This window comes from Streptomyces ferrugineus, from assembly GCF_015160855.1.
In the GTDB taxonomy this organism is placed as follows: domain Bacteria; phylum Actinomycetota; class Actinomycetes; order Streptomycetales; family Streptomycetaceae; genus Streptomyces; species Streptomyces ferrugineus.
The window spans coordinates 4,143,858-4,165,848 of record NZ_CP063373.1; the positions used below are offsets into that span (position 1 = coordinate 4,143,858).

Genomic DNA, 21,991 nt, shown 5'->3' on the forward strand with positions numbered 1-21,991 from the left:
GAGAGGAGAGGTGACCTCGGCATGCCCGGACACAGGACAAAGGGGTTCTGCGCTTCGGCCGCCGCTCTCGCGCTGTGCGCGATGCTGGCGGGCTGCTCAGGATCCGGTGAGTCGGTCGGCGGCGGCAAGGTCGTGCTGCGCTACACGTGGTGGGGCAACCCGGACCGCGCGGAACGCACCGAGCAAGCTGTCGCCCTGTTCGAGAAACAGCACCCGAACATCGAGGTGCAGACCTCGTTCTCCGCCTACGACGCCTACAAGCAGAAGCTCGCCACCCAGGCCGCGGGCGGCGACGCCCCCGACGTGATGCAGCTCGACTACCGCCAGATCGACCAGTACGCCTCGGGCGGTGTCCTGCTCGACCTCGGCAAGCAGAAGGCCGTACTGCGCACCGGAGAGATCGACGCGGGCCTGCTTGCCACCGGCAAGCTGGACGGCACGCAGTACGCGATTCCCCAGGGCCGCGGCACCGAGACCGTCGTCTACGACGTCAAGGCGTGGAAGGCGACCGGTGTCCCGCTCCCGGGCGGAAGCTGGACCTGGAGCGAGTGGGCCGACACCATGCGCGCCCTGGCCGAGGAGACCGGCAAGCCCGGCGCCACCGACCCCGGCTGGAGCGAGGACAGCTTCGAGGTCTGGCTGCGCGGCCAGGGCAAGTCCCTCTACACCGAGGACGGCGGGCTCGGCTTCACCGCCGACGACCTGACCCGCTGGTGGACCTTCACCGACCGGCTCCGGCGCGAGGGCGTCGTCTCACCCGCCGAGCAGACCACGCAGCTCGACGGCTCCGTCGAGAACACCCCGCTCGGCCGCGGTGAGGCGATGACCGACGCCAACTGGGACGCTCCGGCCAGCGGTTACCTCGCCCTGATACCCAGCGGTGTCGCACTCGCGCCGATGCCCTCCGGCGAGGACGGCACCCCCGGCCAGTACTTCAAGCCGTCGATGTTCCTCGGCATCGGGGCCAACACCGCGCACGCGAAGGAAGCCGCCCGGCTCGTCGACTTCCTCGTCAACGACCCACAGGCGGCGAACGTCCTCGGCGCCACCCGCGGCATCCCCGTCAACGGCTCGATCCGCGAGGAGATCGAGCCGCGGCTCAAGGACTTCGACAAGACCATCGGCGACTACCAGGCCTCCCTGGACGGCACCCTCAACGACCCGCCGCAGGCCCCGCCCGCCGGCGACAACGCCCTCCAGACCACCTTCCAGCGCGACTACGACCAGGTGTCGTACGAGCGCATGTCGCCCCGCGAGGCGGCCGAGAACTACGTCACCGAGGCGAAGGCGGAGCTGCGGTCATGACCACCACCACGATCCCCGGCCGCGCGAAGCCCGCCACCGCCGCCACCCCGAAACGCCGCCCCAGGCGCGAACGCCAGGGCGCCGCCTGGGTGTTCCTCTCCCCATGGGTGCTCGGCGCCGTCGTCCTGACCCTGCTGCCGATGGCCGTGTCGCTGTACCTGTCCTTCACCGACTACGACCTGTTCAACCCGCCGCGCTGGGTGGGCCTGCGCAACTACGTCCAGATGTTCACCGAGGACCCGCGCTACTGGCGCTCGGTGGTGACCACCCTGACGTACGTCGTCATCGCCGTGCCGCTGCAACTGGCGCTCGCCCTCGTGGTCGCGATCGCCCTGAAGTCCATGAGGCGCGGCAAGGCCTTCTACCGGTCCGCGTTCTACGCCCCCTCGCTGCTCGGCGCGTCGATGTCCATCGCCCTCGTCTGGCGGGCGGTCTTCAACGACGGTGGCACGGTGGACAACCTGTTCGGCACCGGCGGCTGGGTCAACCAGCCGGGCTGGGCACTGCTCGCCGTGGCGCTGCTGACGGTGTGGCAGTTCGGGGCGCCGATGGTCATCTTCCTCGCCGGTCTCCAGCAGATCCCGGGCGAGCTGTACGAGGCGGCGGCCGTCGACGGGGCTGGGAGGTGGCGGCAGTTCCTGTCCGTCACGGTGCCCATGCTGTCCCCGGTCCTGTTCTTCAACCTGGTCCTGCAGACCATCCAGGCCTTCCAGGTCTTCACGCCGGCCTTCGCGCTCAGCGCCGGCAAGGGCGGCCCCGCCGACTCGACCCTCGTCTACACCCTCTACCTCTACGACCGCGGCTTCGTCGCCTCCCACATGGGCTACGCCTCCGCCATGGCCTGGGTCCTGCTGATCGTGATCGGCGCCGTCACCGCGGTGCTGTTCCGCACCTCGCGCTCCTGGGTCTTCTACGCCTCCGAGGGGGACCGATGACCACAACCGCCCTTGCCCGTAAGCCGGTTCGCTGGGGGCGTCTCGCGCTGCACCTCGGCTGTCTGGCCGCCCTGCTGGTGATGCTGTACCCGCTGGCGTGGCTGCTGGCCACCTCGCTCAAGCCCGCCGACGAGGTCATCGCGAGCCTCGACCTGCTGCCGCGCCACCTGGAGTGGTCGAACTACTCCACGGCCCTGGACGGCGTGAACGACGTCTCGATCTGGCGGCTGCTTGCCAACTCGCTGCTGATCGCGGGCGGCGCGGTCCTCGGCAACGTGATCAGCTGCTCGCTCGCCGCCTACGCCTTCGCCCGGCTGCGCTTCCGCTTCCGCGGGCCGCTGTTCGCGTTCATGATTGCCACGATCATGCTGCCGCACCACGCGGTGCTGATCCCGCAGTACATCATCTTCAACCAGCTCGGCCTGGTGAACACCTACTGGCCGCTGATCCTGCCGAAGTTCCTGGCGACGGAGGCGTTCTTCGTGTTCCTCGTCGTGCAGTTCATGCGCGGCCTGCCGCGTGAGCTGGAGGAGGCGGCCCGGATCGACGGCTGCGGGCCCTTCCGCAGCTTCTTCCTGGTCGTTCTGCCGCTCACCCGCCCGGCGCTGATCACCACGGCGATCTTCACCTTCATCTGGACGTGGAACGACTTCTTCACCCAGCTCATCTACCTCTTCGACCCGGAGAAGTTCACGCTCACGCTCGCCCTGCGCTCGTTCGTGGACGCCTCCAGCACCTCGGCCTTCGGCCCGATGTTCGCGATGTCGGTGATCGCGCTGCTGCCGATCGTGCTGTTCTTCCTCGCCTTCCAGCGCTTCCTGGTGGAGGGCATGGCCAGCTCCGGACTGAAGGGGTGAGCGGGATGCCGGCACGCGAGGCGGGCGAGGTGTTCGGCCCGCGGATGACGCTCTTCGCCGACGTGCTGAGCGTCGGCCTCGCCACGGCCGTGGCCTGTCTGCCCCTGCTGACCGCCCCGGCCGCGCTGTCGACGGCGTGCGCGGTGCTGCGGGGCGCGCGGGAGGGGCAACCGGCCACCGCCGGGCGGTACTTCGCGCTGCTACGGCGCCGGCTGCGGGGCGGCGATCTGGCGGCGGGTGCCCTCGCATGGGCGGGAGTGCTGCTGCTGGCCGCCGATCTGGCGCTGGCCGGGGCGGGACTGCCGGGCGGGGCGGCCTTCGCGGTGACCGCCGCGGGGATCGGGGCGTGCGCCGTCGTGGCCGGACTGCGCGCCTGCGCCCGCCCCGAGTCGCTCACCGACTGGCGGGCGGCCCTGCGGTTGGCCGCCCGGGACTCGGTGCGGGACGTGGGCGGCAGTGGCCTGGTGCTGCTCGCGGTGGCGACCGCCGCCCTGTGCGCCTGGACGCTGCTGCCGCTGGCCTTCCTCGCTCCCGGGCCGTTGGCCTTGGCGCTGACCGCCGTTCATGTCCGACTGGCTGTCATATCCGAGAGTTAAGCACTCATTTGCGCGCATGCGGTGTGAGCAGATGGTTGGGGTGTCGATCATCTTGTCATGAACCTGCGACCCGACGGGCGGGCCGCAGCCTCATGGAGGTGTGGAAATGCGCCGCACACTCGCCACCGGTCTCGCCGCCTCAGCCATGTCCCTCGCGACACTCTTCGCCGCCGCCCCGGCCGCCGACGCCGCCCCCGCCGACAAGCCCCAGGTCCTCGCCGGTTGGACCCAGACCAGCGCGTCCAGCCACAACGCCTGGGTCGCCGCCCGCAACAACCGGTCCGCCTGGTCCGCGTACGGCTTCGACTGGTCCACGGACTACTGCTCCTCCTCGCCCGACAACCCCTTCGGCTTCTCCTTCGCCACGTCCTGCGCCCGGCACGACTTCGGCTACCGCAACTACAAGGCGCTCGGCGCGTTCGACGCCAACAAGTCGCGGCTCGACAGCGCCTTCTACGAGGACCTCAAGCGCGTGTGCGCCAACTACGGCGGCGCGACGAAGTCCGCCTGCTCCAGCACGGCGTGGACGTACTACCAGGCCGTGAAGGCCTTCGGCTGACGGCTCGACGGCAGGAGGGGCGCCGCGGGTGCGGCGCCCCTCTGTTCTTCCTGCCGAGTAATCAGCTCGCGGCCCGGAACGAGCGCAGCCGCAGGGAGTTGCCGACCACGAACACCGACGAGAAGGCCATGGCCGCCCCGGCGATCATCGGGTTGAGCAGCCCCGCCGCGGCCAGCGGCAGCGCGGCGACGTTGTAGGCGAAGGCCCAGAACAGGTTCGACCGGATGGTGCCGAGCGTGCTGCGGGCGAGCCGGATCGCGTCGGCGGCGACGCGCAGATCGCCGCGCACCAGGGTGAGGTCGCCGGCCTCGATCGCCGCGTCCGTGCCGGTGCCCATCGCCAGCCCCAGGTCGGCCTGGGCCAGCGCGGCCGCGTCGTTGACGCCGTCACCGACCATGGCGACCGAACGGCCCTCGCCCTGAAGCCGCTTGACGACCTCGGCCTTGTCCTGCGGCAGCACCTCGGCGATGACGTCCTCGGGCGCGATACCGACCTCGCGGGCGACGGCCTCGGCCACGGCCCGGTTGTCGCCGGTCAGCAGGATCGGGGTGAGGCCGAGGGCGCGCAGCCGCCGGATCGCCTCCGGGCTGGTGTCCTTCACCGCGTCGGCGACCTCGAGGACCGCCCGCGCCTCGCCGTCCCAGGCGACCGCGATGGCGGTACGACCGGCGGCCTCCGCCTCGGACTTGGCCCGCCGCAGACCCTCGGGCAGCTCCATCGCCCACTCCTGAAGCAGCCGCTCCCGGCCCACGAGCACCGCGTGGCCCTCGACGATGCCCTGCACCCCGAGGCCGGGCACGTTCGCGAAGTCCTCCGGCGTGGGCAGCGCACCCAGCTTCTGCAGCGCCCCGTCGGCCACGGCGCGGGCGATCGGGTGCTCGGAGGAGTGCTCCAGCGCGCCCGCGAGGCGCAGCACCTCGGCCTCGTCGGCGTTGTCGCCGGTGTGCACGGCCAGCAGGGTCATCCGGCCCGTCGTCACGGTGCCCGTCTTGTCCAGCACGATGGTGTCGACCTTGCGCGTGGACTCCAGCACCTCCGGGCCCTTGATCAGGATCCCGAGCTGCGCGCCCCGGCCGGTGCCCACCATCAGCGCGGTCGGCGTGGCCAGGCCCAGGGCGCACGGGCAGGCGATGATCAGTACGGCGACCCCGGCGGTGAAGGCGGCGGCCGCACCGGCGCCGTTGCCGAGCCAGAAGGCCAGGGTGCCCAGGGCGAGGGCGATCACGATCGGCACGAAGACGGCCGATATCCGGTCCGCGAGCCGCTGCGCCGCGGCTTTGCCGTTCTGCGCGTCCTCCACCAGCCTGGCCATCCGGGCGAGCTGGGTGTCCGCACCCACGCGGGTCGCCTCGACGACGAGCCGGCCGCCCGCGTTGAGCGTCGCGCCGGTCACCGGGTCGCCCTGGGCCACCTCGACCGGTACGGACTCGCCGGTGAGCATCGAGGCGTCCACCGCCGAGGAGCCCTCGACGACCGTCCCGTCGGTGGCGATCTTCTCGCCGGGACGCACGACGAAACGGTCGCCGACCTTCAACTCCGCCACGGGCACGGTCCGTTCGCGGCCGTCGTCGCCCAGCACGGTGACGTCCTTGGCGCCCAGCTCCAGCAGCGCCTTCAGCGCCGCGCCGGCCTTGCGCTTGGAGCGGGCCTCGAAGTAGCGCCCGGCCAGGATGAAGGCGGTGACTCCGGCGGCCGCCTCCAGATAGATGTTCCCGGAGCCGTCACTGCGGGAGATGGTCAGCTCGAAGGGGTGCGTCATGCCCGGTTCGCCCGCGGTGCCGAAGAACAGCGCCCACAGGGACCAGACGAACGCGGCCGACGTGCCGACCGAGATCAGCGTGTCCATGGTGGCCGCGCCGTGCCGCAGATTGGTCAGCGCCGCCTTGTGGAAGGGCCAGGCGGCGTACGTCACGACGGGCGCCGCCAGCGTGAGCGACAGCCACTGCCAGTACTCGAACTGCAGGGCCGGGATCATGGCCATGGCGACGACGGGCACGGCCAGCGTCACGGCGGTGACCAACCGCTGCCGCAGCGGCCGTATCCCGTCGTCCTCGTCGGCGCCGCCGGTCTCCTCCCGCACGGGCGGCGCGGGCTCCCGCGCGGTGTACCCGGTCGCCTCGACGGTGGCGATCAGGTCTTGGACGGAGACGTCACCGCCGTAGCTGACCTTCGCCTTCTCGGTGGCGTAGTTGACGGTGGCGGCCACGCCGTCCATCCGGTTCAGCTTCTTCTCGATGCGCGCCGCGCACGAGGCGCAGGTCATGCCGCCGATGGCGAGCTCTACCTCGGTCGTGGGGTCGGACGCGGTGGTGGTCATCGCTGCTCCTGTGCGGGATGCGGGCGGGGAGTCCGGTGCGGCAGGGCTCCGGCGGTTCGGGGTGCGGGTCAGGCGGCGCGGCCGGTCAGTTCGTAGCCGGCGTCGTCGACGACCTCCGCCAGCCGGGCGTCGTCGGGCTCGGTCGCACTGGTGACGGTGACCTGTCCGGCGGCGAGGTCGACGTCGACCGCGGTGACGCCGTCCAGCTCGCCGATGACCTTGGTCAGCGTGGCCTTGCAGTGGGCGCAGCTCATACCGGAGACGGCGTAGGTGGTGGTGGACATGGGGTTCCTCCTGTGACGTGTGGTCGCGGTCGACCGCGATACGGGGCGGGAGTATCCTTGCCGGTGTCCATGTATACCCCTAGGGGGTAGGCAAAGCAAGCCCGGATCCGGATTGACTTCATACCCCCTAGGGGTATGGTGAGGTGCATTGAAGACCGCATGAAGGCCGTATGAAGGCCCAGACCCGCAGGAGACCGCCATGCATGCCGGACTGAGGATCACCGCGTTCGCCGCCGCCCTGGCCGCGACCTTCGGCACCGCCTACGGCGTGGGCAAGGGCGTCGACCCCGTCGTCGACGACCCCGCGCCCGCCCGGCACGAGACCCACCCCGAGGCGGCACCGGAACCGGAGGGCGGCGGCCATGGCGGGGGCGGGGCGACGTCGGCCGGCGGGCTCCAGGTCTCCGAGGGCGGCTACACCCTCGACCTGACGACCCCGAGCGTCACCGCCGGCAAGCGCTCCGACCTGCGCTTCGTGATCCGCGACAGTGGCGGCCGCGCCGTCACCGCGTTCCACCGCGAGCAGGAGAAGGAACTGCACCTCATCGTGGCCTCACGCGACCTGGTCACCTACCGCCATCTGCACCCCACCCGCGCCGCCGACGGCACCTGGAGCATCCCCGTCGAACTGCCCCGCGCCGGCGGCTACCGCGTCTTCGCCGACTTCACCCCGGCGAAGAAGGACGCCGAGAGCCTCACCCTCGGCGCGGACCTGGCGGCCTCCGGCGCCTACGCACCGCGGGAGCTGCCCGCCCCGAACGCCACCGCGAAGATCCACGGCTACGAGGTCGGCCTCGACGGTGGCCTGCGCCCGGGCAAGGAGAGCGAGCTCAAGCTGAAGGTCTCCCGGGACGGCCGCCCGGTCACCGACCTCCAGCCCTACCTCGGCGCCTACGGCCACCTGGTGGCCCTGCGCTCCGGCGACCTCGGCTACCTCCACGTGCACCCCAACGGCCGGCCCGGCGACGGCAGGACGAAGCCCGGCCCGCAGATCTCCTTCTCGGCGACCGCGCCGAGCAGCGGCACATACCGGCTGTTCCTCGACTTCCAGCACAGGGGCGAGGTGCACACCGCCGCGTTCACGGTCCGGGCCGGGGCCGCGGGCGCCACCGTCGAGGCGCCCACGCACGAGGACGGTGCCGAGGAGCACGGGCACTGAGGACCGGGGCATGCGCCGCTCATCCCACCGGCCACCGGCCACCGGCGCCCGGTACGCGCGCTCGCCACGCCGGGCTCGACACCCGCCCTGGACCCGCCACCCTGACCACGCCGACCGGAAGCCGGGTCATCTGATGGATGCGCTGAGAGGCGAAGTCCCCGACGACCACGAGCAGGGCGTCGGCGCAGGTGGCCGCCAGGAGGTTGGGGCCGGGGGCCCGGGGAGGCGGCGGGCCAGTTGCGGGGCGATGAGGGCGACGAACAGGATCCACGCCGAGCCCGCCCCACGTCGTCGCCCGTCTCTGGATCCGCAGCCTCCTCGCGGTCGGCGACGTCCGCCCAACTCCGGCCGTTGAGACTTGCAGCGGGGCGCTCACCCCGATGCCGGCCGGCGCCGGCCGCTAGCCGCGGATGCCCTGCCGCCACGCCGGCAGATACACGAGGACGGCGGTCGCGGGCCCGCCGTCCGCCACCGACCGGGCAGCGTCGCGGGAGTCGGGAACCCTCTTTGCGTTGGCCTCATCCAAGTTCGACGTCCTGTCGAGGACACCGGCCGACCGCCCCCGCGAACCCGCCTCATCCCAGCGCCCGGTCCAGGTTGAACGCGGCACTGATCAGGGCCAGATGAGTGAACGCCTGCGGGAAGTTGCCCTGTTGTTCGCCGGTGTGGCTGATCTCCTCGGCGTACAGGCCCAGATGGTTGGCGTACGTCAGCATCTTCTCGAACGCCAGCCGCGCCTCGTCGACCCGGCCGGCGCGGACCATCGCCTCGACGTACCAGAACGAGCAGATGGAGAACGTGCCCTCGTCGCCGCGCAGTCCGTCGGGGCTCGCCTCCGGGTCGTAGCGGTAGACCAGCGAGTCGGACACCAGGTCCTGGGTGAGCGCGTCCAGGGTGGAAAGCCACTTGGGGTCGGTCGGCGCGATGAACTTCGCCAGCGGCATCATCAGCACGGCCGCGTCCAGCACGTCGCCGTCCTCGTGCTGGACGAAGGCCTTGCGCGTCTCGGACCAGCCCCGGGCCATGATCCGCCGGTAGATCCTGTCCCGGCACGCCTGCCAGCGCGGCAGATCCGCGGGCAGACCACGCCGGTTGGCCATGCGGATGCCCCGCTCGATGGCCACCCAGCACATCAGCCGCGAGTACAGGAAGTTCTTGCGGCCGCCGCGGGTCTCCCAGACGCCCTCGTCGGGCTGGTCCCAGTGCTGGCACACCCAGTCCACCAGTGTGCAGACGTCGTCCCACTGGGCGCTGGAGATGGGCTGCGCCCACTTGTCGTAGAGGTAGATGGAGTCGATCAGCGCGCCGTAGATGTCGAGTTGGAGCTGGTCGGAGGCCGCGTTGCCGATGCGTACCGGGGCGGAGCCCTGATGTCCCTCCAGATGCGTGAGTTCGCTCTCGGTGAGGTCGGTGCGGCCGTCGATGCCGTACATGACCTGGAGCGGGGCGGAGTTCCCGTCGGGGCACGGACTGACGTACTGCGTCAGGAACTTCATGAACGCCTCGGCCTCGTCGGTGAACCCCAGCCGCAGCATCGCGTAGACACAGAAGGCGGCGTCGCGCACCCACACATAGCGGTAGTCCCAGTTGCGTTCGCCGCCGAGCTGCTCCGGCAGGCTCGTCGTCGGCGCGGCGATGATCGCGCCGGTCGGGGCGTAGGTGAGCAGCTTGAGCGTGAGGGCGGAGCGGTGCACCATCTCACGCCAGCGGCCCCGGTACTTGGAGCGGTGCAGCCAGCTCCGCCAGTACGCCACCGTCGTCGCGAACTGCTCCTCCGCCTCCGTCCGCGCACACCGGCGCGGCGCCACGTCCCCGCCGACCTGGTCCAGGGCGAACACCGCCGACTCGCCCTCGGAGAGCTTGAAGTCGGCGCGGGTGTCCATGCCGTCGATCTCCAGCGGCACGGTCGCGGTCAGGCCGAGCGCGAGCCCGTCGGACTCGAAGACCGCCACGTCCCCGGACATGCGCACGGTGTGCGGCCGCCGGCCGTAGTCGAACCGCGGCGCCACCCGGGTGCGGAAGGGCAGCGAACCGCGCACGCACACCACCCGCCGGATCAGCCGATGCCGATCGGCCTCGGCCGACGCGCCGTCCACCGGCATGAAGTCCTGCACCTCGCCGACGCCGTCCTCGGTGAAGAACCGGGTGATCAGGACGTTGGTGTCGGGGAAGTAGAACTGCTTGGTCCGGGCCGGCACCGCCGCGGCCAGCTCGAAGCAGCCGCCCCGCTCCGCGTCCAGGATCGCCGCGAAGACGCTGGGGGCGTCGAAGGACGGGCAGCAGTACCAGTCGATCGTGCCGTCCGTGCCCACCAGGGCCACGCTGCGCAGATCGCCGATCAGCCCGTGCTCGGCGATCGGCACGTACCGTGACGCCCCGGGGGCGTCCGTCCCCGTCGGGATCGTGCTCATCGCAGCCTCCCTGGCCCGCCATGCGCCTCGCTCCCAGCGTAGGTGGAAACCGCCGGGCGAGGGGGCGCACGGGATCCGGGGCTCAGACCGCGATGACCCTCAGCCCCGCCTCCTCGAAGCCCCGCACCGTCTCCGGGTCCGCCGCCGCGTCCGTGACCAGTGTGTCCACCGCGTCGGCGGCGCAGATCCGGGCGAACGCGCGCCGGCCGAGCTTGCTGGAGTCCGCCGCCACGACCACCCGCTCGGCGCGCTCGCACAGTAGCCGGTTGATCGCCGCCTCCGCCTCGTCGTGCGCGGCGGCGCCGTGCGTGACGTCGAAGGCGACGACGCCGAGCACCGCCACATCGATGGTGATCTGGCCCAGCACCCCGTCCGCGAGCGGACCGATCAGCTCGTACGACTGCGGACGCGCGACCCCGCCGGTGACCACGATCTTGAACTGGGGGCGCACGGCCAGCTCGTTGGCGATGTTGAGCGCGTTCGTGACGATGGTCAGCGCGGGCGAGCCGGACGTCAGATCGCTGCGCACCGCCAGGGCGCGCGCCACCTCGGTGGTCGTCGTGCCGCCGGTCAGCCCGACCGCCTCGCCGGGCGCGATCAGCTCGGCCACCGCCTTGGCGACGCGCTGCTTCTCGGAGGCGTGCCGGGCCGTCTTGTAGCGCAGCGGCAGCTCGTACGACACCCCGTGCACCACCGCGCCGCCCCGGGTGCGGACGAGCATCTGCTGCTCGGCGAGCTGGTCGAAGTCACGGCGGATCGTGGCGGCCGACACCGCCAGCTCTGCGGCCGCCTCCTCGACGTCCAGCCGGCCCCGCTCGACGAGCAGCTCCAGCAGCGCCTTCCAGCGGGCGTCGCGCGACATCCACCCTCCATTCCTCGGCCTTCCGGCGACCCTAGCGCACCCCGTCGCGCCCGACTGCTTGATAATGCTCGAAAGTCGGCGATACCTTGCAAGAAAGAGCATGCAGTCCGGAGTGGGAAGAACGGGAAGCCGGAGGGTGGCGGCATGACACATGTCGAGGACGAGCTCAACAGCCAGCCCGAGTGCTGGACACGCGCCGCGGCCGAGGCGGCCGGCCTCGGCGGGTCGCTTCCGGCGCCGGGGGAGCGGACCGCGGTCGTCGGCTGCGGGACGTCGTACTTCATGGCGCAGGCCTTCGCCGCACTGCGCGAGGGATCGGGCCAGGGGGAGACCGACGCCTTCGCCGCGTCGGAGTTCCCGCACGGGCGCACCTACGACCGTGTCCTCGCCCTCACCCGCTCCGGTACCACCACCGAGGTGCTCGACCTGCTCGGGCGGCTGAACGGACGTACACGCACCGCCGCGATCACCGCCGACCCCGACACGCCCGTGATCGAGGCCGTCGACGACCTCGTCGTCCTCGACTACGCGGACGAACGGTCCGTGGTGCAGACCCGCTTCGCGACCACCGCCCTCACCCTGCTGCGCGCCCACCTCGGCCTGCACACCGACGCCGTCGTGGCCGACGCCCGCACCGCGCTCGCCGCCGAACTGCCCGAAGGGCTCGTGGAGTGCGGGCAGTTCACCTTCCTCGGCCGCGGCTGGACCGTGGGACTCGCCAACGAGGCCGGGCTGAAGATGCGCGAGGCGTCGCTGTCCTGGACCGAGGCCTACCCGGCGATGGAGTACCGGCACGGCCCGATCTCCATCACCACCGGCTCCACCGCGACCTGGATGTTCGGCGAGGCGCCCGAAGGGCTCGCCGAACAGGTCCGTGCCACCGGCGCGCTGTGGATCGAGGGCCGCCTCGACCCCCTCGCCGAACTGGTCCGCGCCCAGCGCCTCGCCGTCGCCGTCGCCGCGGCCCGCGGCCTCGACCCGGACCGGCCGCGCCACCTGACCCGCTCGGTGATCCTCACCCCCTGACGCGTCCCCCCACACCGAGACGCGTCCCCTCCCGCGCCGAGAAAGGACCGGCCGTGCCCCTCGCGACCACCGGCGAGCTCATCACCAGCGCCGCCACAGCCCGTTCAGCCGTCGCCGCCTTCAACGTCATCACCCTGGAGCACGTCGAGGCCGTCATCGCCGGTGCGGAGTCGGCGGGTTCGCCCGTCGTCCTCCAGGTCAGCGAGAACGCCGTCAAGTTCCGCTACGGACGGCTCCTGCCGCTCGCCCGCGCGGCCGTCGCCGCCGCCGAACGAGCCGCCGTCCCCGTCGCGCTGCACCTGGACCACATCCAGAGCGACGACCTGCTGCGCCAGGCGTCGGACGCCGGGTTCAGCTCCGTGATGTACGACGCGGCCCGCCTGCCGTACGCGGACAACCTCGCCGCGACCAAGGCCGCCGTCGACTGGGCGCACGCCCAAGGCCTGTGGATCGAGGCCGAGTTGGGGCGGCTGGGCGGCAAGAACGGCGAGCCGCCCCTGGACGCCCACGCCCCGGGCGCCCGCACCGACCCCACCGAGGCCCACGCCTTCGTCACCGACTCCGGCGTAGACGCTCTCGCCGTGGCCATCGGCAGCTCGCACGCCATGACCACCCGCACCGCCACCCTCGACCACGACCTCCTCAAACGCCTCTCCGCCACCCTCGACGTCCCCCTCGTCCTGCACGGCTCCTCCGGCGTCCCCGACGCCGAACTGGCTGCGGCGGTCGCGGGCGGCATCGCCAAGGTCAACGTCGGCACGGCCCTCAACATCGCCATGACGGGCGCGATCCGCGACTTCCTCGCCGCGCATCCCGAGGCCGTCGACTCACGCAAGTACCTGAGCGTGGGGAGGGAGGCGATGGTGGACGCGGTGGTGCGCATCGTCCGGGTGCTGAGGGCCGCCGCGGCTACCGCTTGACGGCTTTGAGCACCACGAACTTCGGGTCGCTCGCGACCGTTTGACTGTTGCCGAACAGCCGCCGCAGCTTCACGTGGTACCCGAGATGCCGGTTGCCGATCACCCACAGCTCGCCGCCCGGCCGGAGCGCCCGCCGGGCACCCGTGAACATCCGCCAGGCCGTCGAGTCCGTCGTCGCCTGGTGGGAGTGGAACGGCGGATTGTTGAGCACGAGGTCGACACTCCCGGCCGGCACGCCCGCCATCCCGTCCCCGACCCGGAACTCGGCGTGCCCCGGCACCCCGTTCGCCCGGTACGTCGCCTCAGCCGAGGCCACCGCCTGGAACGACTCGTCCACGAACAGCACCTCGGCCGCCGGGTCCGCCAGCGCCACCGCCGTACCCACGACACCGTTGCCGCACCCCAGGTCCACCACCCGCCGCTCGCCCCTGACCTCCGGCAGATGCCCCAGGAAGAACCGCGTACCGATGTCGAGCCGGTCGGCACAGAAGACGCCGGCGTGGTTGACGACCGGGCGCCGTGAGACCGCGCCGACGCCGTCGGGGAGCGTGTAGGTGTACGGCCACGGGTTGGCGGGCCGGCCCTGCGACGGCCCGGGCGTGCAGAAGATCAGCCGGGCCTTCTTCTCCGCCAGCGAGGTGCGGGTCGGTCCGATGATCCGCTCGAACAGCTGGAGTGTCGAGGTGTGGATCTCCTTCACCATGCCCGTGCCGACGACCACCGTGCCCTCGTGCACCGCGGGCGCCAGCCGCAGCAGCTGGTCCTCCAGCAGCGCCAGGCTCTTCGGCACCCGCACCAGCAGGACGTCGACCCGGTCCGGCGGGGTGTCCTGCGTGGTGAGCAGCCGGACGGTGCCGGGCTCGACGCCGTGCCGGGCGAGGTTGGCCCGGGTCGCCTCCTGGGCCAGGTAGGAGTCCGTGATCTGCGTCGGCCGGTGCGCCGCCAGCGCGGTGACCAGGGCGCCCCAGCGGTCACCGACGACCACGACCGTGCCGGACAGCTCGATCTCCCGCGCCGCCAGATGCCCGAGGAGGTACTCGTCGGAGGCGTCCCAGGCGCGCAGCCGCTCGCGCGGGTCCTCGGGGAAACGGGTCAGTGCGAGCTCGCCCCAGGGCGTCGTCATACGGTCGTTCATCGTGCGTCAAGGCTAAGCGACCCCGGCGACGCGCCCGCACCCGTGGTCGGCCGAGCCGCAGCTCACAACCGGTGGGGGAGGATGGAAGGCATGGACGCCGAGCTGTTCCCCAGGGAGCGTACTCAGGTCGCGCCCGGCGCGGTCCATGTGCCCCGCTGGCTGGACACCGAGCGCCAGCGCGAGCTGCTCGCGGCCTGCCGCGCGTGGGCCCGCCCACCGACCGGCCTGCGCACGGTCCGCACCCCCGGCGGCGGCACCATGACCGCCCGGCAGGTCTGCCTGGGCTGGCACTGGTACCCGTACGCCTACGCCCGCACGGTCGTCGACGGCGACGGCACCCCGGTGAAGCCGTTCCCCGGGTGGCTCGGCGAGCTCGGCCGCAGCGCGGTGCGGGAGACCCTGGGCGAACCGGAGGCGCCGTACGACATCGCGCTGATCAACTTCTACGACGCCGACGCCCGCATGGGCATGCACCGCGACAGCGACGAGAAGTCGCACGCGCCGGTCGTGTCCCTGAGCCTCGGCGACACCTGTGTCTTCCGCTTCGGCAACACCGAGACCCGGAGCCGGCCGTACACGGACGTCGAGCTGCGCAGCGGCGATCTGTTCGTCTTCGGCGGCCCCGCACGGCTCGCCTACCACGGCGTGCCGAAGGTGCACCCGGGCACCGCACCGCCGGAGTTGGGACTGACCGGGCGGCTGAACGTCACGCTCAGAGTGAGCGGGCTGTAGGCCGTCCCGTTCGCGGATCATGGGAGACTCCCCCTCATGAGCGGCAAGGCGGACCCCCGGCCGGCGGGGGAAGGGACCACCTCGAGGACGCGGTTGGACCGGGGGCGCGGTGCGCTGGGACCCGCGTTGGAGCTCGTGCACACCGGACGCGCCCCCACCCGCGCCGTCCTCACCGCCGAGCTCGGGGTGACCCGGGCCACGGCCGGCGCGGTCGCCGCCGAGCTGGAGGCGCTCGGGCTGATCCGGGTCGACGCCCGGCCCGGCGCGGCGGCCGGGTCGCAGGGGCGGCCCTCGCACCGGCTGTCGGTCGCCGAGGACGGCCCCGTCGTGCTCGCCGCGCAGGTGCACGCCGACGGGTTCCGGGCGGCGCTGGTCGGCCTGGGCGGCCGGATCGTCGCCACCGCGCCGGGCTGCGAGACCGTGGACGCCGATCCGGCGAAGGTCCTCGGGTCGGTGGTCGAAGCCGGCGCCGACCTGCTGAGCGCAACCGGGCGGCGCTGCGTCGGCGCCGGACTCGCCGTACCGTCCGCCGTCGCCGAACCGGACGGCCTGGCCCTGAACCCCCTGCACGTGGCGTGGCCCGTGGGCGCCCCCGTCCGCCGTATCTTCGCGGAGTGCGTGCGCGCGGCCGGGATCACCGGACCCGCCTTCGCGGGCAACGACGTCAACCTCGCCGCGCTCGCCGAGCACCGGCACGGCGCCGGACGCGGCGCCCGCGACCTGCTGTGCGTGGCCACCGGGCACCGGGGCGTCGGCGGCGCGCTGGTGCTGGACGGCCGGCTGCACACCGGCAGTTCGGGCCTGGCCCTGGAGGTCGGCCACCTCACCGTCAACCCCGAGGGCAGACCCTGCCACTGCGGCAGCCGGGGCTGCCTCGACGTCGAGGCCGACCCGCTGGCCCTCCTCATGGCGGCGGGGCGGGAGCCCGGCCCCGAGGTCTCGCTGCTCCAGCAGGCCAAGGACCTGATCCGCGACCACTACCACGACCCGACGGTCCGTACGGCCACCGAGGCCCTCATCGACCGCCTCGGCCTCGGCCTCGCGGGCCTGGTCAACATCCTCAACCCGGACCGCATCATCCTCGGCGGCCTCCACCGCACCCTCCTGGACACCGACCCCGAACGCCTGCGCGCCGTGGTCGCCGACCGCAGCCTGTGGGGCCAGAGCGGCGGCGTCCCGATCCTCGCCTGCACTCTCGACCACAACAGCCTGGTCGGCGCGGCCGAGTTGGCCTGGCAGCCGGTGCTGGACGATCCGCTGGGGGCGCTGACGTAAGGGTCACCCCTCCTCGGCGGTCTCCAGGATCCGCGTCCGGGGCGCACCGGCCAGGGGTCGTCGACCGGCCGCTGGTCGGCATGGCTCCTCCTGGGCCGTTCCCGCCGCTCACCTCCATGCTCGACCGCGGGTCGGACGGCCGCACGCCGGCGGTAGGCTCGAAGGCATGCGGATCTCCGTCTCCTCGGACATGGACGAACCAGTGGCCCGATTCCTCGTCGCCGAGCTGCGCGAGCGCGGCCACGAGGTGGCCACCCACGGCGCGCTCAGCCCCGGCGACAACCCCCAGTGGGCGCCCTGCTCGGAGGCCGCCGCCCGCGAGGTCGCCGCCGGGACGGCGGACCAGGCGGTCGTGTGCTGCTGGACCGGCACGGGCGCGTCGATCGCCGCGAACAAGGTGCCGGGGGTACGGGCCGCCCTGTGCACCGACGCGTACACCGCGGACGGCGCCCGCCGCTGGAACGACGCCAACGTGCTCGCCCTGAGCCTGCGACTGACGTCCGAGCCGCTCCTCAAGGAGATCCTCGACGCCTGGTTCGCCGCGCGGGCCAGCGAGGACGCCGAGGACCGGGGGAACGTGTCCCACATCGGACAGCTCGACGACAGCAGGCTTTAGCCCTCCGGGTCCGCCGTCGACCGACCGAGCCCCGGCGACGACGGTGCCCCCACCGAGCGGCAGCCGGTTCCCGAAGCCGGCTCAGGCCATCCCCGAGGACCGTGGGGACCGCCCTCACCACTGCCGGCCCCGCGGCAACGCGCCGCGCCCCGGCGCCGACAGGCGCAGCACCTGGTACACATCGCCCTCGGCCTTGGGCGCGTCGTGCTCCCAGAGCGAGAAGTGGACGACCTCCCACGCATGCGTGTCGACAGCGGCGGCCGCCAGCACGGCACCGTCCTGAGCCGCCAGCCGCGCCGTCTCACTCACCGCGTCCGCCATGAACGCGGCCAACTCCACACCCTCCGGCACCGGTTGACGCCGACGCACGGCGAGCCCGGCGGGGGAGCCCGCGGCGCCGCCCCACAGAAAGGCGTTCATGCCCTCCATGGTGTTCCAGAGGTAGAACGGCCCGTACTGGTTGACCGCCGAGCCGTGCACGCCGCGCTCGCGCAGCAGATACGTCTTGGCCGTCCCAGTCGTCCAGCAGATGCTCGAGGCGGGCGACGCGGGAGCGGATGACGTCCGTGTCGCAGTCGGCGGGCAGGGTGAACTCGTACTGCATGGCGTGCACGCCAAGTCCCTTCTCGGGCCCCCGGATCAGGGGGCACGGGTGTCGGCCGGCGGGGAGAGCAGCGAGAGCAGCCCCCGGACCCCCGCGTCGAAGGCGGCGGGCGAGCCGGACGCGCGGGCGAGGACATAGCCGCCCTGGACGGTCGCGACGATCGTCGCCGCGATCTCCTCGCCGTCGAGCCCGGCCGCGAACCCGCCCCGCTCCCTGCCCTCCTCGACGATCTGGGCGAGCCGCTCCCGCAGCCAGTCGAGCGTCTCGTCGACGGGCGCCCGCAGCGCGTCGCTGGCGATCACGTACGGATCCATCGTCAGCCGTCCGACCGGGCAACCGCGCAGCACGTCGCGCTCGCGCCGCAGATACGCCTCGATGCGCTCGTACGGCGTTCCCGGCCCGTCGAGTACTCCCTCGGCGGTAGCCCGCATCTCCTCGGCGGTCCGCCGGATCGCGGCCAGCGCGAGATCCGGCTTCCCCTTGAAGTGGTGGTACATGCTGCCCTGTCCGGCGCCCGAGCGCTCCGGGATCGCTTTGGGGCTGGTGCCCACATAGCCGCGCTCCCACAGCAGCTCACGGGTGGACTCGATCAATCGATCCCCTGCAGAGCAGTGGAACCCGCCCTGCCTACTCCCCGCGAGGTACACGCACTGCCGCTGGCCGTACGACGACCCGGACCCCCCTCCGGCGCGAGTCTCGAGGCATCACCGAACGAACCGTCCGAACCGAATCGGGAGATGACTCGAGATGCAGACCTTGGCACACTTCGCCGACGGCGGCCCCGGGCCGTGGATCCTCTTCTTCCCGCTCATCTGGGCAGCCGTCGTGATCGGCGGTATCACCCTGCTGCGCCGCACGGTGTGGCGCGGACGCCGGGGCCCGTGGCGCTCGGCCCCCGACGACAACTCGCCCATCACGGTGCTCGGCCACCGCTTCGCCTCCGGCGAGATCGACGAGGACGAGTACTGGCGCCGGCTGTCCGTCCTGGACGAGCAGTTCGGCCGCACGGGCAAGGGCGGTGCGGCATGACGTCCACGACCGTCACGACCACCACGTCGACGGCCGCCCGGGTCGTCGACGCCGTGAAGGTGTACGGCAGCGGCGACACCAGCGTGCGGGCCCTGGACGGGGTGAGCGTCGACTTCCCGGTCGGCCGCTTCACCGCGATCATGGGGCCCTCGGGCTCCGGCAAGTCCACCTTGATGCACTGCGCGGCCGGCCTCGACACGCTCACCTCGGGCACCGCCCACATCGGCGACACGGAGCTGAGCAGCCTCGACGACCGTCGGCTCACCCTGCTGCGGCGGGACCGCGTGGGCTTTGTGTTCCAGTCGTTCAACCTGGTGCCGACGCTGACCGTCGCGGAGAACATCACGCTGCCGCTGGACCTCGCGGGCGGCAGGGGCGACGCGGAGTGGATCGACGCGCTGATCGACGTCGTCGGCCTGCGCGACCGGCTCCACCACCGCCCCTCCGAGCTCTCCGGAGGCCAGCAGCAGCGCGTCGCCGTGGCCCGCGCCTTCGCCGGCCGGCCGGACGTCGTCTTCGCCGACGAGCCGACCGGCAACCTCGACTCCCGCTCCGGTGGCGAGGTGCTCGGCCTGCTCGGCCGCACGGTGCGCCAGACGGCCCGCACGGTCGTCATGGTCACCCACGACCCGGTGGCCGCCGCCCACGCCGACGAGGTCGTCTTCCTCGCCGACGGGCGCCTGGTCGACCGTATGCAGGCCCCGACCGCGGACACGGTCCTGGATCGCATGAAAGCCTTCGAGGTGCCGTCATGAACGCATCCGTCCGCCTGAGCGTGTCCTCCCTGCGCGCCCACAAGCGACGCTTCGCCGGTACCTTCCTCGCGGTGTTCCTCGGCGTGGCCTTCCTCGCCGGGACGCTCGTCATGGGCGACACGCTGCGCGCCAGCTTCGACACCATGTTCGGCAACGCGACCAGCGGCACCGACGCCGTCGTCCGCAGCGCCGACGCCATCACCACGCCCGGCGAGAGCGAGGGCGTGCGCGAGCCGGTCGACGCGGACCTGGTGAGCAGGATCGAGCAGGTCCCCGGCGTCGCGGCCGCCGCGCCCACCATCCAGGGCGCCGGCCAGCTCGTCGGCAAGGACGGCGACCCCATCGGGGGTCAGGGCCCGCCCACCCTCGCCGGCAACTGGATCAACGACCCGAAGCTCAACGCCTACCAGCTCGCCGAGGGGCACGCGCCGCGGAAGTCCGGCGAGGTCGTCATCGACCGCGGCACCGCCGAGCGCGGCGACCTGAAGATCGGCGACACCACGACCCTGCGCACGCCCGACCCGGTCCAGGTGACCGTCGTCGGCCTCGCGACCTTCGGCGGCGAGGACGGCATGGCCCAGGTGACCTTCACCGGCATGACCCGGGCCGACGCCGAGAAGTACCTCACCGCCCGGCCCGGCGAGGCCGCGACCATCCAGGTGCGGGCCGGACCCGACGTCGGTCAGCGGGAGCTGGTCGACCGGCTGACTCCGGTGCTTCCCGAGGGCGTCGAGGCCATCACCGGTCAGGAGTCGGCCGAGGAGAACACCGACATGATCTCCAGTCAGTTCCTGTCCGTCTTCACCACCTTCCTGCTCGTGTTCTCGGGCGTGGCCCTGCTGGTGGCCACCTTCTCCATCCACAACACCTTCGCGATCGTCGTCGCCCAACGCACCCGCGAGAACGCCCTGTTGCGCGCCCTGGGCGCCGCACGCCGCCAGGTCACCGCATCGACCCTGGTGGAGGCGACCGCGGTGGCCGTCACCGCCTCGGCGGCCGGTCTGGCGGGCGGCATCGGCATCGCGGCGGGCCTGCAGGCACTGTTCCCGGCGATCGGATTCCCGTTCCCCGAGGGCGACTTGGTGACCAGCGCCCTGTCCATGTCGCTGCCCCTCGCCGTCGGCATCGTGGTCTGCCTCGGCTCCGCCCTGCTGCCCGCCGTACGGGCCGGCCACACGGCACCGCTGGCCGCCCTGCGCGAGACGGCGGTGGACACCTCCGGCGCCTCCCGCTCCCGCGCCGTGATCGGCATGGGGCTCATCGCCCTCGCGGTCGCCGTCACCCTCACCGGCGTCCTGGTCTCCCCGTCCATCTGGCTGGCCGGAACCGGTGGCGTCCTCGCCCTGGTCGCCTTCGTGGTCCTGGGCCCGGTCGCCGCCACGACCGCGGTACGGGTTCTCGGCGGCCCCCTCGACCGACTGCGCGGCGTCACCGGCGGCCTCGCCCGGCGCAACGCCCTGCGCAGCCCCAAGCGGACGGCGGCGACCGCCAGCGCCCTGATGATCGGCGTGGCCGTGGTTTCTCTGTTCACGGTGTTCGGAGCCTCGCTGAAGGCGACCATGGACCAGACCGTGTCCCGGTCCTTCGCGGGCGACGTCGCCGTCAGCACCCCGTCGTTCGGGGCGGGCGGCAGCGGGCTGAGCCCACGCCTGGCCGACGCGGTCCAGCGACTGCCCGAGGTGGACACCGCCGTCGGGCTCGGCCGAGGAGTCGCGAAGGTCGACGGCGAGGGCCGGGCGCTGACGGTCACCGACCCGGTCGCCCTGGAACGGACCTTCGACCTCGGCAAGGTCGACGGCTCCCTGCGCGACCTCGGCACCGACGGCATCGCCATCACCGAGAAGGAGGCCGACAAGCAGAACCTGACGACGGGTGACAAGGCCCGCCTCACCTTCACGGACGGCCGGACCGAGACCTTCACGGTCCGCGCGCTCTATGGCCAGTCCGAACTCGCCGGCGACTACGTCATCACCCGTGACGCGTGGGCGCCGCACCGCACCCAGGACGCCGACACCCTGCTCGCCGTCTCCTTCAAGGACGGCGTCGGCACGGACGAGGGCAAGGCGGCGGTCGAGAAAGCCGCGGAACGGTACGGCGACCCCGACGTCCAGACCCGGGACGAGTACGCGCAGTCCTCGGCGGGCGGTATCGACATGATGCTCACCCTGGTCTACGCACTGCTCGCGCTCGCCGTGCTCATCGCGCTCCTGGGCATCGCCAACACGCTGACCCTGGCCATCCACGAACGCACCCGCGAGCTGGGCCTGTTGCGGGCCGTGGGCCAGACCCGCCCCCAGCTGCGCGCGATAGTGCGCTGGGAGTCGGTCCTGGTCGCGGCCTTCGGGACCGTGGGCGGCCTCGCCCTCGGCGGATTCCTCGGCTGGGTCCTGGTCAAGGCCTCCGACGGCGCGAGCGACAGCGCCTTCGCCTTCGCGATGCCGCCGCTGCAACTGGCGGTGGTGGCCCTGGTCGGCCTGACGGCCGGAGCCCTGGCGGGACTGCGCCCGGCGCGCCGCGCCGCACGCCTGGACGTGCTGCGGGCCATCGCCACGGAGTGACAGCGGCCCTCAAGGCCAACGGCGGCCGGCGCGCACCGACCGCCGCCCCCTCACCG

Annotated in this window: 20 protein-coding genes and 1 pseudogene; 14 read left to right on the top strand and 7 right to left on the bottom strand. The window is 72.5% G+C overall.

Translation table 11 applies throughout. From position 1 onward, the window contains the following. Positions 1-21 precede the first annotated feature (21 nt). From IM697_RS18950 to IM697_RS18970, 5 genes are all read left to right on the top strand, one after another. On the top strand, positions 22-1,305 hold the full coding sequence (locus IM697_RS18950; RefSeq protein ID WP_194048885.1) for an ABC transporter substrate-binding protein: 1,284 nt from the start codon (positions 22-24) through the stop codon (positions 1,303-1,305). Next, entirely contained in the window at positions 1,302-2,240 is a 939-nt protein-coding gene (locus IM697_RS18955) for a carbohydrate ABC transporter permease (RefSeq protein WP_194048886.1), read from the top strand. The genes IM697_RS18950 and IM697_RS18955 overlap by 4 nt, the downstream gene beginning before the upstream one ends. After that, a complete protein-coding gene (locus IM697_RS18960; protein WP_194048887.1) occupies positions 2,237-3,097 on the top strand; it encodes a carbohydrate ABC transporter permease in 861 nt (286 codons plus the stop codon). Before IM697_RS18955 ends, IM697_RS18960 begins: the two co-directional genes overlap by 4 nt. Before the next feature lie 5 nt (positions 3,098-3,102). Further along, positions 3,103-3,693 carry a hypothetical protein gene (locus IM697_RS18965; RefSeq protein WP_194048888.1) on the top strand — a complete coding sequence of 197 codons (591 nt, stop codon included), beginning with the start codon at positions 3,103-3,105 and terminating at the stop codon, positions 3,691-3,693. A gap of 106 nt (positions 3,694-3,799) precedes the next feature. After that, the gene (locus tag IM697_RS18970) at positions 3,800-4,252 is read left to right on the top strand and encodes a phospholipase (RefSeq protein ID WP_194048889.1); all 453 of its coding nucleotides are present in this window, start codon (positions 3,800-3,802) and stop codon (positions 4,250-4,252) included. Between the two features lie 61 nt (positions 4,253-4,313). Here IM697_RS18970 and IM697_RS18975 read toward each other — a convergent pair whose 3' ends face one another. Continuing rightward, the gene (locus IM697_RS18975; protein ID WP_194048890.1) at positions 4,314-6,569 is read right to left on the bottom strand and encodes a heavy metal translocating P-type ATPase; all 2,256 of its coding nucleotides are present in this window, start codon (positions 6,567-6,569) and stop codon (positions 4,314-4,316) included. Between the two features lie 68 nt (positions 6,570-6,637). Then, entirely contained in the window at positions 6,638-6,853 is a 216-nt protein-coding gene (locus IM697_RS18980; RefSeq protein WP_194048891.1) for a heavy-metal-associated domain-containing protein, read from the bottom strand. Between the two features lie 199 nt (positions 6,854-7,052). Here IM697_RS18980 and IM697_RS18985 point away from each other — a divergent pair, with 199 nt between their 5' ends. Next, on the top strand, positions 7,053-8,012 hold the full coding sequence (locus IM697_RS18985) for a hypothetical protein (protein ID WP_194048892.1): 960 nt from the start codon (positions 7,053-7,055) through the stop codon (positions 8,010-8,012). A gap of 575 nt (positions 8,013-8,587) precedes the next feature. On the opposite strand, the gene IM697_RS18990 is transcribed toward IM697_RS18985, so the two are convergent. Together IM697_RS18990 and IM697_RS18995 are read right to left on the bottom strand one after the other, a co-directional pair. Continuing rightward, a complete protein-coding gene (locus IM697_RS18990) occupies positions 8,588-10,423 on the bottom strand; it encodes a glycoside hydrolase family 15 protein (protein ID WP_194048893.1) in 1,836 nt (611 codons plus the stop codon). Between the two features lie 82 nt (positions 10,424-10,505). Beyond that, positions 10,506-11,285: a DeoR/GlpR family DNA-binding transcription regulator gene (locus IM697_RS18995; RefSeq protein WP_194048894.1), complete on the bottom strand. Its 780-nt coding sequence runs from the start codon at positions 11,283-11,285 to the stop codon at positions 10,506-10,508. A 144-nt stretch (positions 11,286-11,429) separates the two neighbouring features. Between IM697_RS18995 and IM697_RS19000 the strand changes: the two genes are divergently transcribed. After that, positions 11,430-12,311, top strand: a complete 882-nt coding sequence (locus tag IM697_RS19000) for an SIS domain-containing protein (RefSeq protein ID WP_194048895.1) — start codon at positions 11,430-11,432, stop codon at positions 12,309-12,311. A 53-nt stretch (positions 12,312-12,364) separates the two neighbouring features. Beyond that, complete coding sequence (locus IM697_RS19005) at positions 12,365-13,231, top strand: class II fructose-bisphosphate aldolase (protein ID WP_194048896.1); 867 nt, start codon at positions 12,365-12,367, stop codon at positions 13,229-13,231. On the opposite strand, the gene IM697_RS19010 is transcribed toward IM697_RS19005, so the two are convergent. After that, on the bottom strand, positions 13,221-14,354 hold the full coding sequence (locus IM697_RS19010) for a methyltransferase (protein ID WP_194049768.1): 1,134 nt from the start codon (positions 14,352-14,354) through the stop codon (positions 13,221-13,223). The genes IM697_RS19005 and IM697_RS19010 overlap by 11 nt on opposite strands. Before the next feature lie 102 nt (positions 14,355-14,456). Between IM697_RS19010 and IM697_RS19015 the strand changes: the two genes are divergently transcribed. The 3 genes from IM697_RS19015 to IM697_RS19025 all read left to right on the top strand — a co-directional run bounded on the left by IM697_RS19015 (position 14,457) and on the right by IM697_RS19025 (position 16,989). After that, positions 14,457-15,098 (top strand): alpha-ketoglutarate-dependent dioxygenase AlkB family protein, encoded by a 642-nt coding sequence (locus tag IM697_RS19015; protein WP_194048897.1) that lies wholly within the window; start codon positions 14,457-14,459, stop codon positions 15,096-15,098. A 36-nt stretch (positions 15,099-15,134) separates the two neighbouring features. Next, positions 15,135-16,373 carry an ROK family protein gene (locus tag IM697_RS19020; protein WP_194048898.1) on the top strand — a complete coding sequence of 413 codons (1,239 nt, stop codon included), beginning with the start codon at positions 15,135-15,137 and terminating at the stop codon, positions 16,371-16,373. 166 nt (positions 16,374-16,539) lie between these two features. Continuing rightward, entirely contained in the window at positions 16,540-16,989 is a 450-nt protein-coding gene (locus IM697_RS19025) for an RpiB/LacA/LacB family sugar-phosphate isomerase (protein ID WP_194048899.1), read from the top strand. A 114-nt stretch (positions 16,990-17,103) separates the two neighbouring features. On the opposite strand, the pseudogene IM697_RS19030 reads toward IM697_RS19025, so the two are convergent. Further along, positions 17,104-17,602 (bottom strand): annotated as a pseudogene (locus IM697_RS19030) (DUF4865 family protein). Positions 17,603-17,628: 26 nt separating this feature from the next. Continuing rightward, positions 17,629-18,186 (bottom strand): TetR/AcrR family transcriptional regulator, encoded by a 558-nt coding sequence (locus tag IM697_RS19035; RefSeq protein ID WP_407699633.1) that lies wholly within the window; start codon positions 18,184-18,186, stop codon positions 17,629-17,631. 154 nt (positions 18,187-18,340) lie between these two features. Between IM697_RS19035 and IM697_RS19040 the strand changes: the two genes are divergently transcribed. From IM697_RS19040 to IM697_RS19050, 3 genes are read left to right on the top strand one after another with little or no spacing between them, the layout of a single operon-like run. Next, on the top strand, positions 18,341-18,622 hold the full coding sequence (locus tag IM697_RS19040) for an SHOCT domain-containing protein (RefSeq protein ID WP_194048901.1): 282 nt from the start codon (positions 18,341-18,343) through the stop codon (positions 18,620-18,622). After that, positions 18,619-19,377, top strand: a complete 759-nt coding sequence (locus tag IM697_RS19045; RefSeq protein ID WP_194048902.1) for an ABC transporter ATP-binding protein — start codon at positions 18,619-18,621, stop codon at positions 19,375-19,377. Before IM697_RS19040 ends, IM697_RS19045 begins: the two co-directional genes overlap by 4 nt. After that, complete coding sequence (locus IM697_RS19050; protein ID WP_194048903.1) at positions 19,374-21,935, top strand: ABC transporter permease; 2,562 nt, start codon at positions 19,374-19,376, stop codon at positions 21,933-21,935. Before IM697_RS19045 ends, IM697_RS19050 begins: the two co-directional genes overlap by 4 nt. Positions 21,936-21,991: the final 56 nt, after the last annotated feature.

What these genes read in the sequence shown, in the direction of transcription:
- IM697_RS18965 (WP_194048888.1), top strand. Translation starts at nt 3,103, where the DNA reads ATGCCGGCACGCGAGGCGGGCGAGGTGTTCGGCCCGCGGATGACGCTC.
- IM697_RS18960 (WP_194048887.1), top strand. Translation starts at nt 2,237, where the DNA reads ATGACCACAACCGCCCTTGCCCGTAAGCCGGTTCGCTGGGGGCGTCTC.
- IM697_RS18995 (WP_194048894.1), bottom strand. Translation starts at nt 11,285, where the DNA reads ATGTCGCGCGACGCCCGCTGGAAGGCGCTGCTGGAGCTGCTCGTCGAG.
- IM697_RS19040 (WP_194048901.1), top strand. Translation starts at nt 18,341, where the DNA reads ATGCAGACCTTGGCACACTTCGCCGACGGCGGCCCCGGGCCGTGGATC.
- IM697_RS18950 (WP_194048885.1), top strand. Translation starts at nt 22, where the DNA reads ATGCCCGGACACAGGACAAAGGGGTTCTGCGCTTCGGCCGCCGCTCTC.
- IM697_RS18970 (WP_194048889.1), top strand. Translation starts at nt 3,800, where the DNA reads ATGCGCCGCACACTCGCCACCGGTCTCGCCGCCTCAGCCATGTCCCTC.
- IM697_RS19050 (WP_194048903.1), top strand. Translation starts at nt 19,374, where the DNA reads ATGAACGCATCCGTCCGCCTGAGCGTGTCCTCCCTGCGCGCCCACAAG.
- IM697_RS18975 (WP_194048890.1), bottom strand. Translation starts at nt 6,569, where the DNA reads ATGACCACCACCGCGTCCGACCCCACGACCGAGGTAGAGCTCGCCATC.
- IM697_RS19025 (WP_194048899.1), top strand. Translation starts at nt 16,540, where the DNA reads ATGCGGATCTCCGTCTCCTCGGACATGGACGAACCAGTGGCCCGATTC.
- IM697_RS19015 (WP_194048897.1), top strand. Translation starts at nt 14,457, where the DNA reads ATGGACGCCGAGCTGTTCCCCAGGGAGCGTACTCAGGTCGCGCCCGGC.
- IM697_RS19020 (WP_194048898.1), top strand. Translation starts at nt 15,135, where the DNA reads ATGAGCGGCAAGGCGGACCCCCGGCCGGCGGGGGAAGGGACCACCTCG.
- IM697_RS18955 (WP_194048886.1), top strand. Translation starts at nt 1,302, where the DNA reads ATGACCACCACCACGATCCCCGGCCGCGCGAAGCCCGCCACCGCCGCC.
- IM697_RS19045 (WP_194048902.1), top strand. Translation starts at nt 18,619, where the DNA reads ATGACGTCCACGACCGTCACGACCACCACGTCGACGGCCGCCCGGGTC.
- IM697_RS19010 (WP_194049768.1), bottom strand. Translation starts at nt 14,354, where the DNA reads ATGACGACGCCCTGGGGCGAGCTCGCACTGACCCGTTTCCCCGAGGAC.
- IM697_RS18990 (WP_194048893.1), bottom strand. Translation starts at nt 10,423, where the DNA reads ATGAGCACGATCCCGACGGGGACGGACGCCCCCGGGGCGTCACGGTAC.
- IM697_RS19000 (WP_194048895.1), top strand. Translation starts at nt 11,430, where the DNA reads ATGACACATGTCGAGGACGAGCTCAACAGCCAGCCCGAGTGCTGGACA.
- IM697_RS18980 (WP_194048891.1), bottom strand. Translation starts at nt 6,853, where the DNA reads ATGTCCACCACCACCTACGCCGTCTCCGGTATGAGCTGCGCCCACTGC.
- IM697_RS18985 (WP_194048892.1), top strand. Translation starts at nt 7,053, where the DNA reads ATGCATGCCGGACTGAGGATCACCGCGTTCGCCGCCGCCCTGGCCGCG.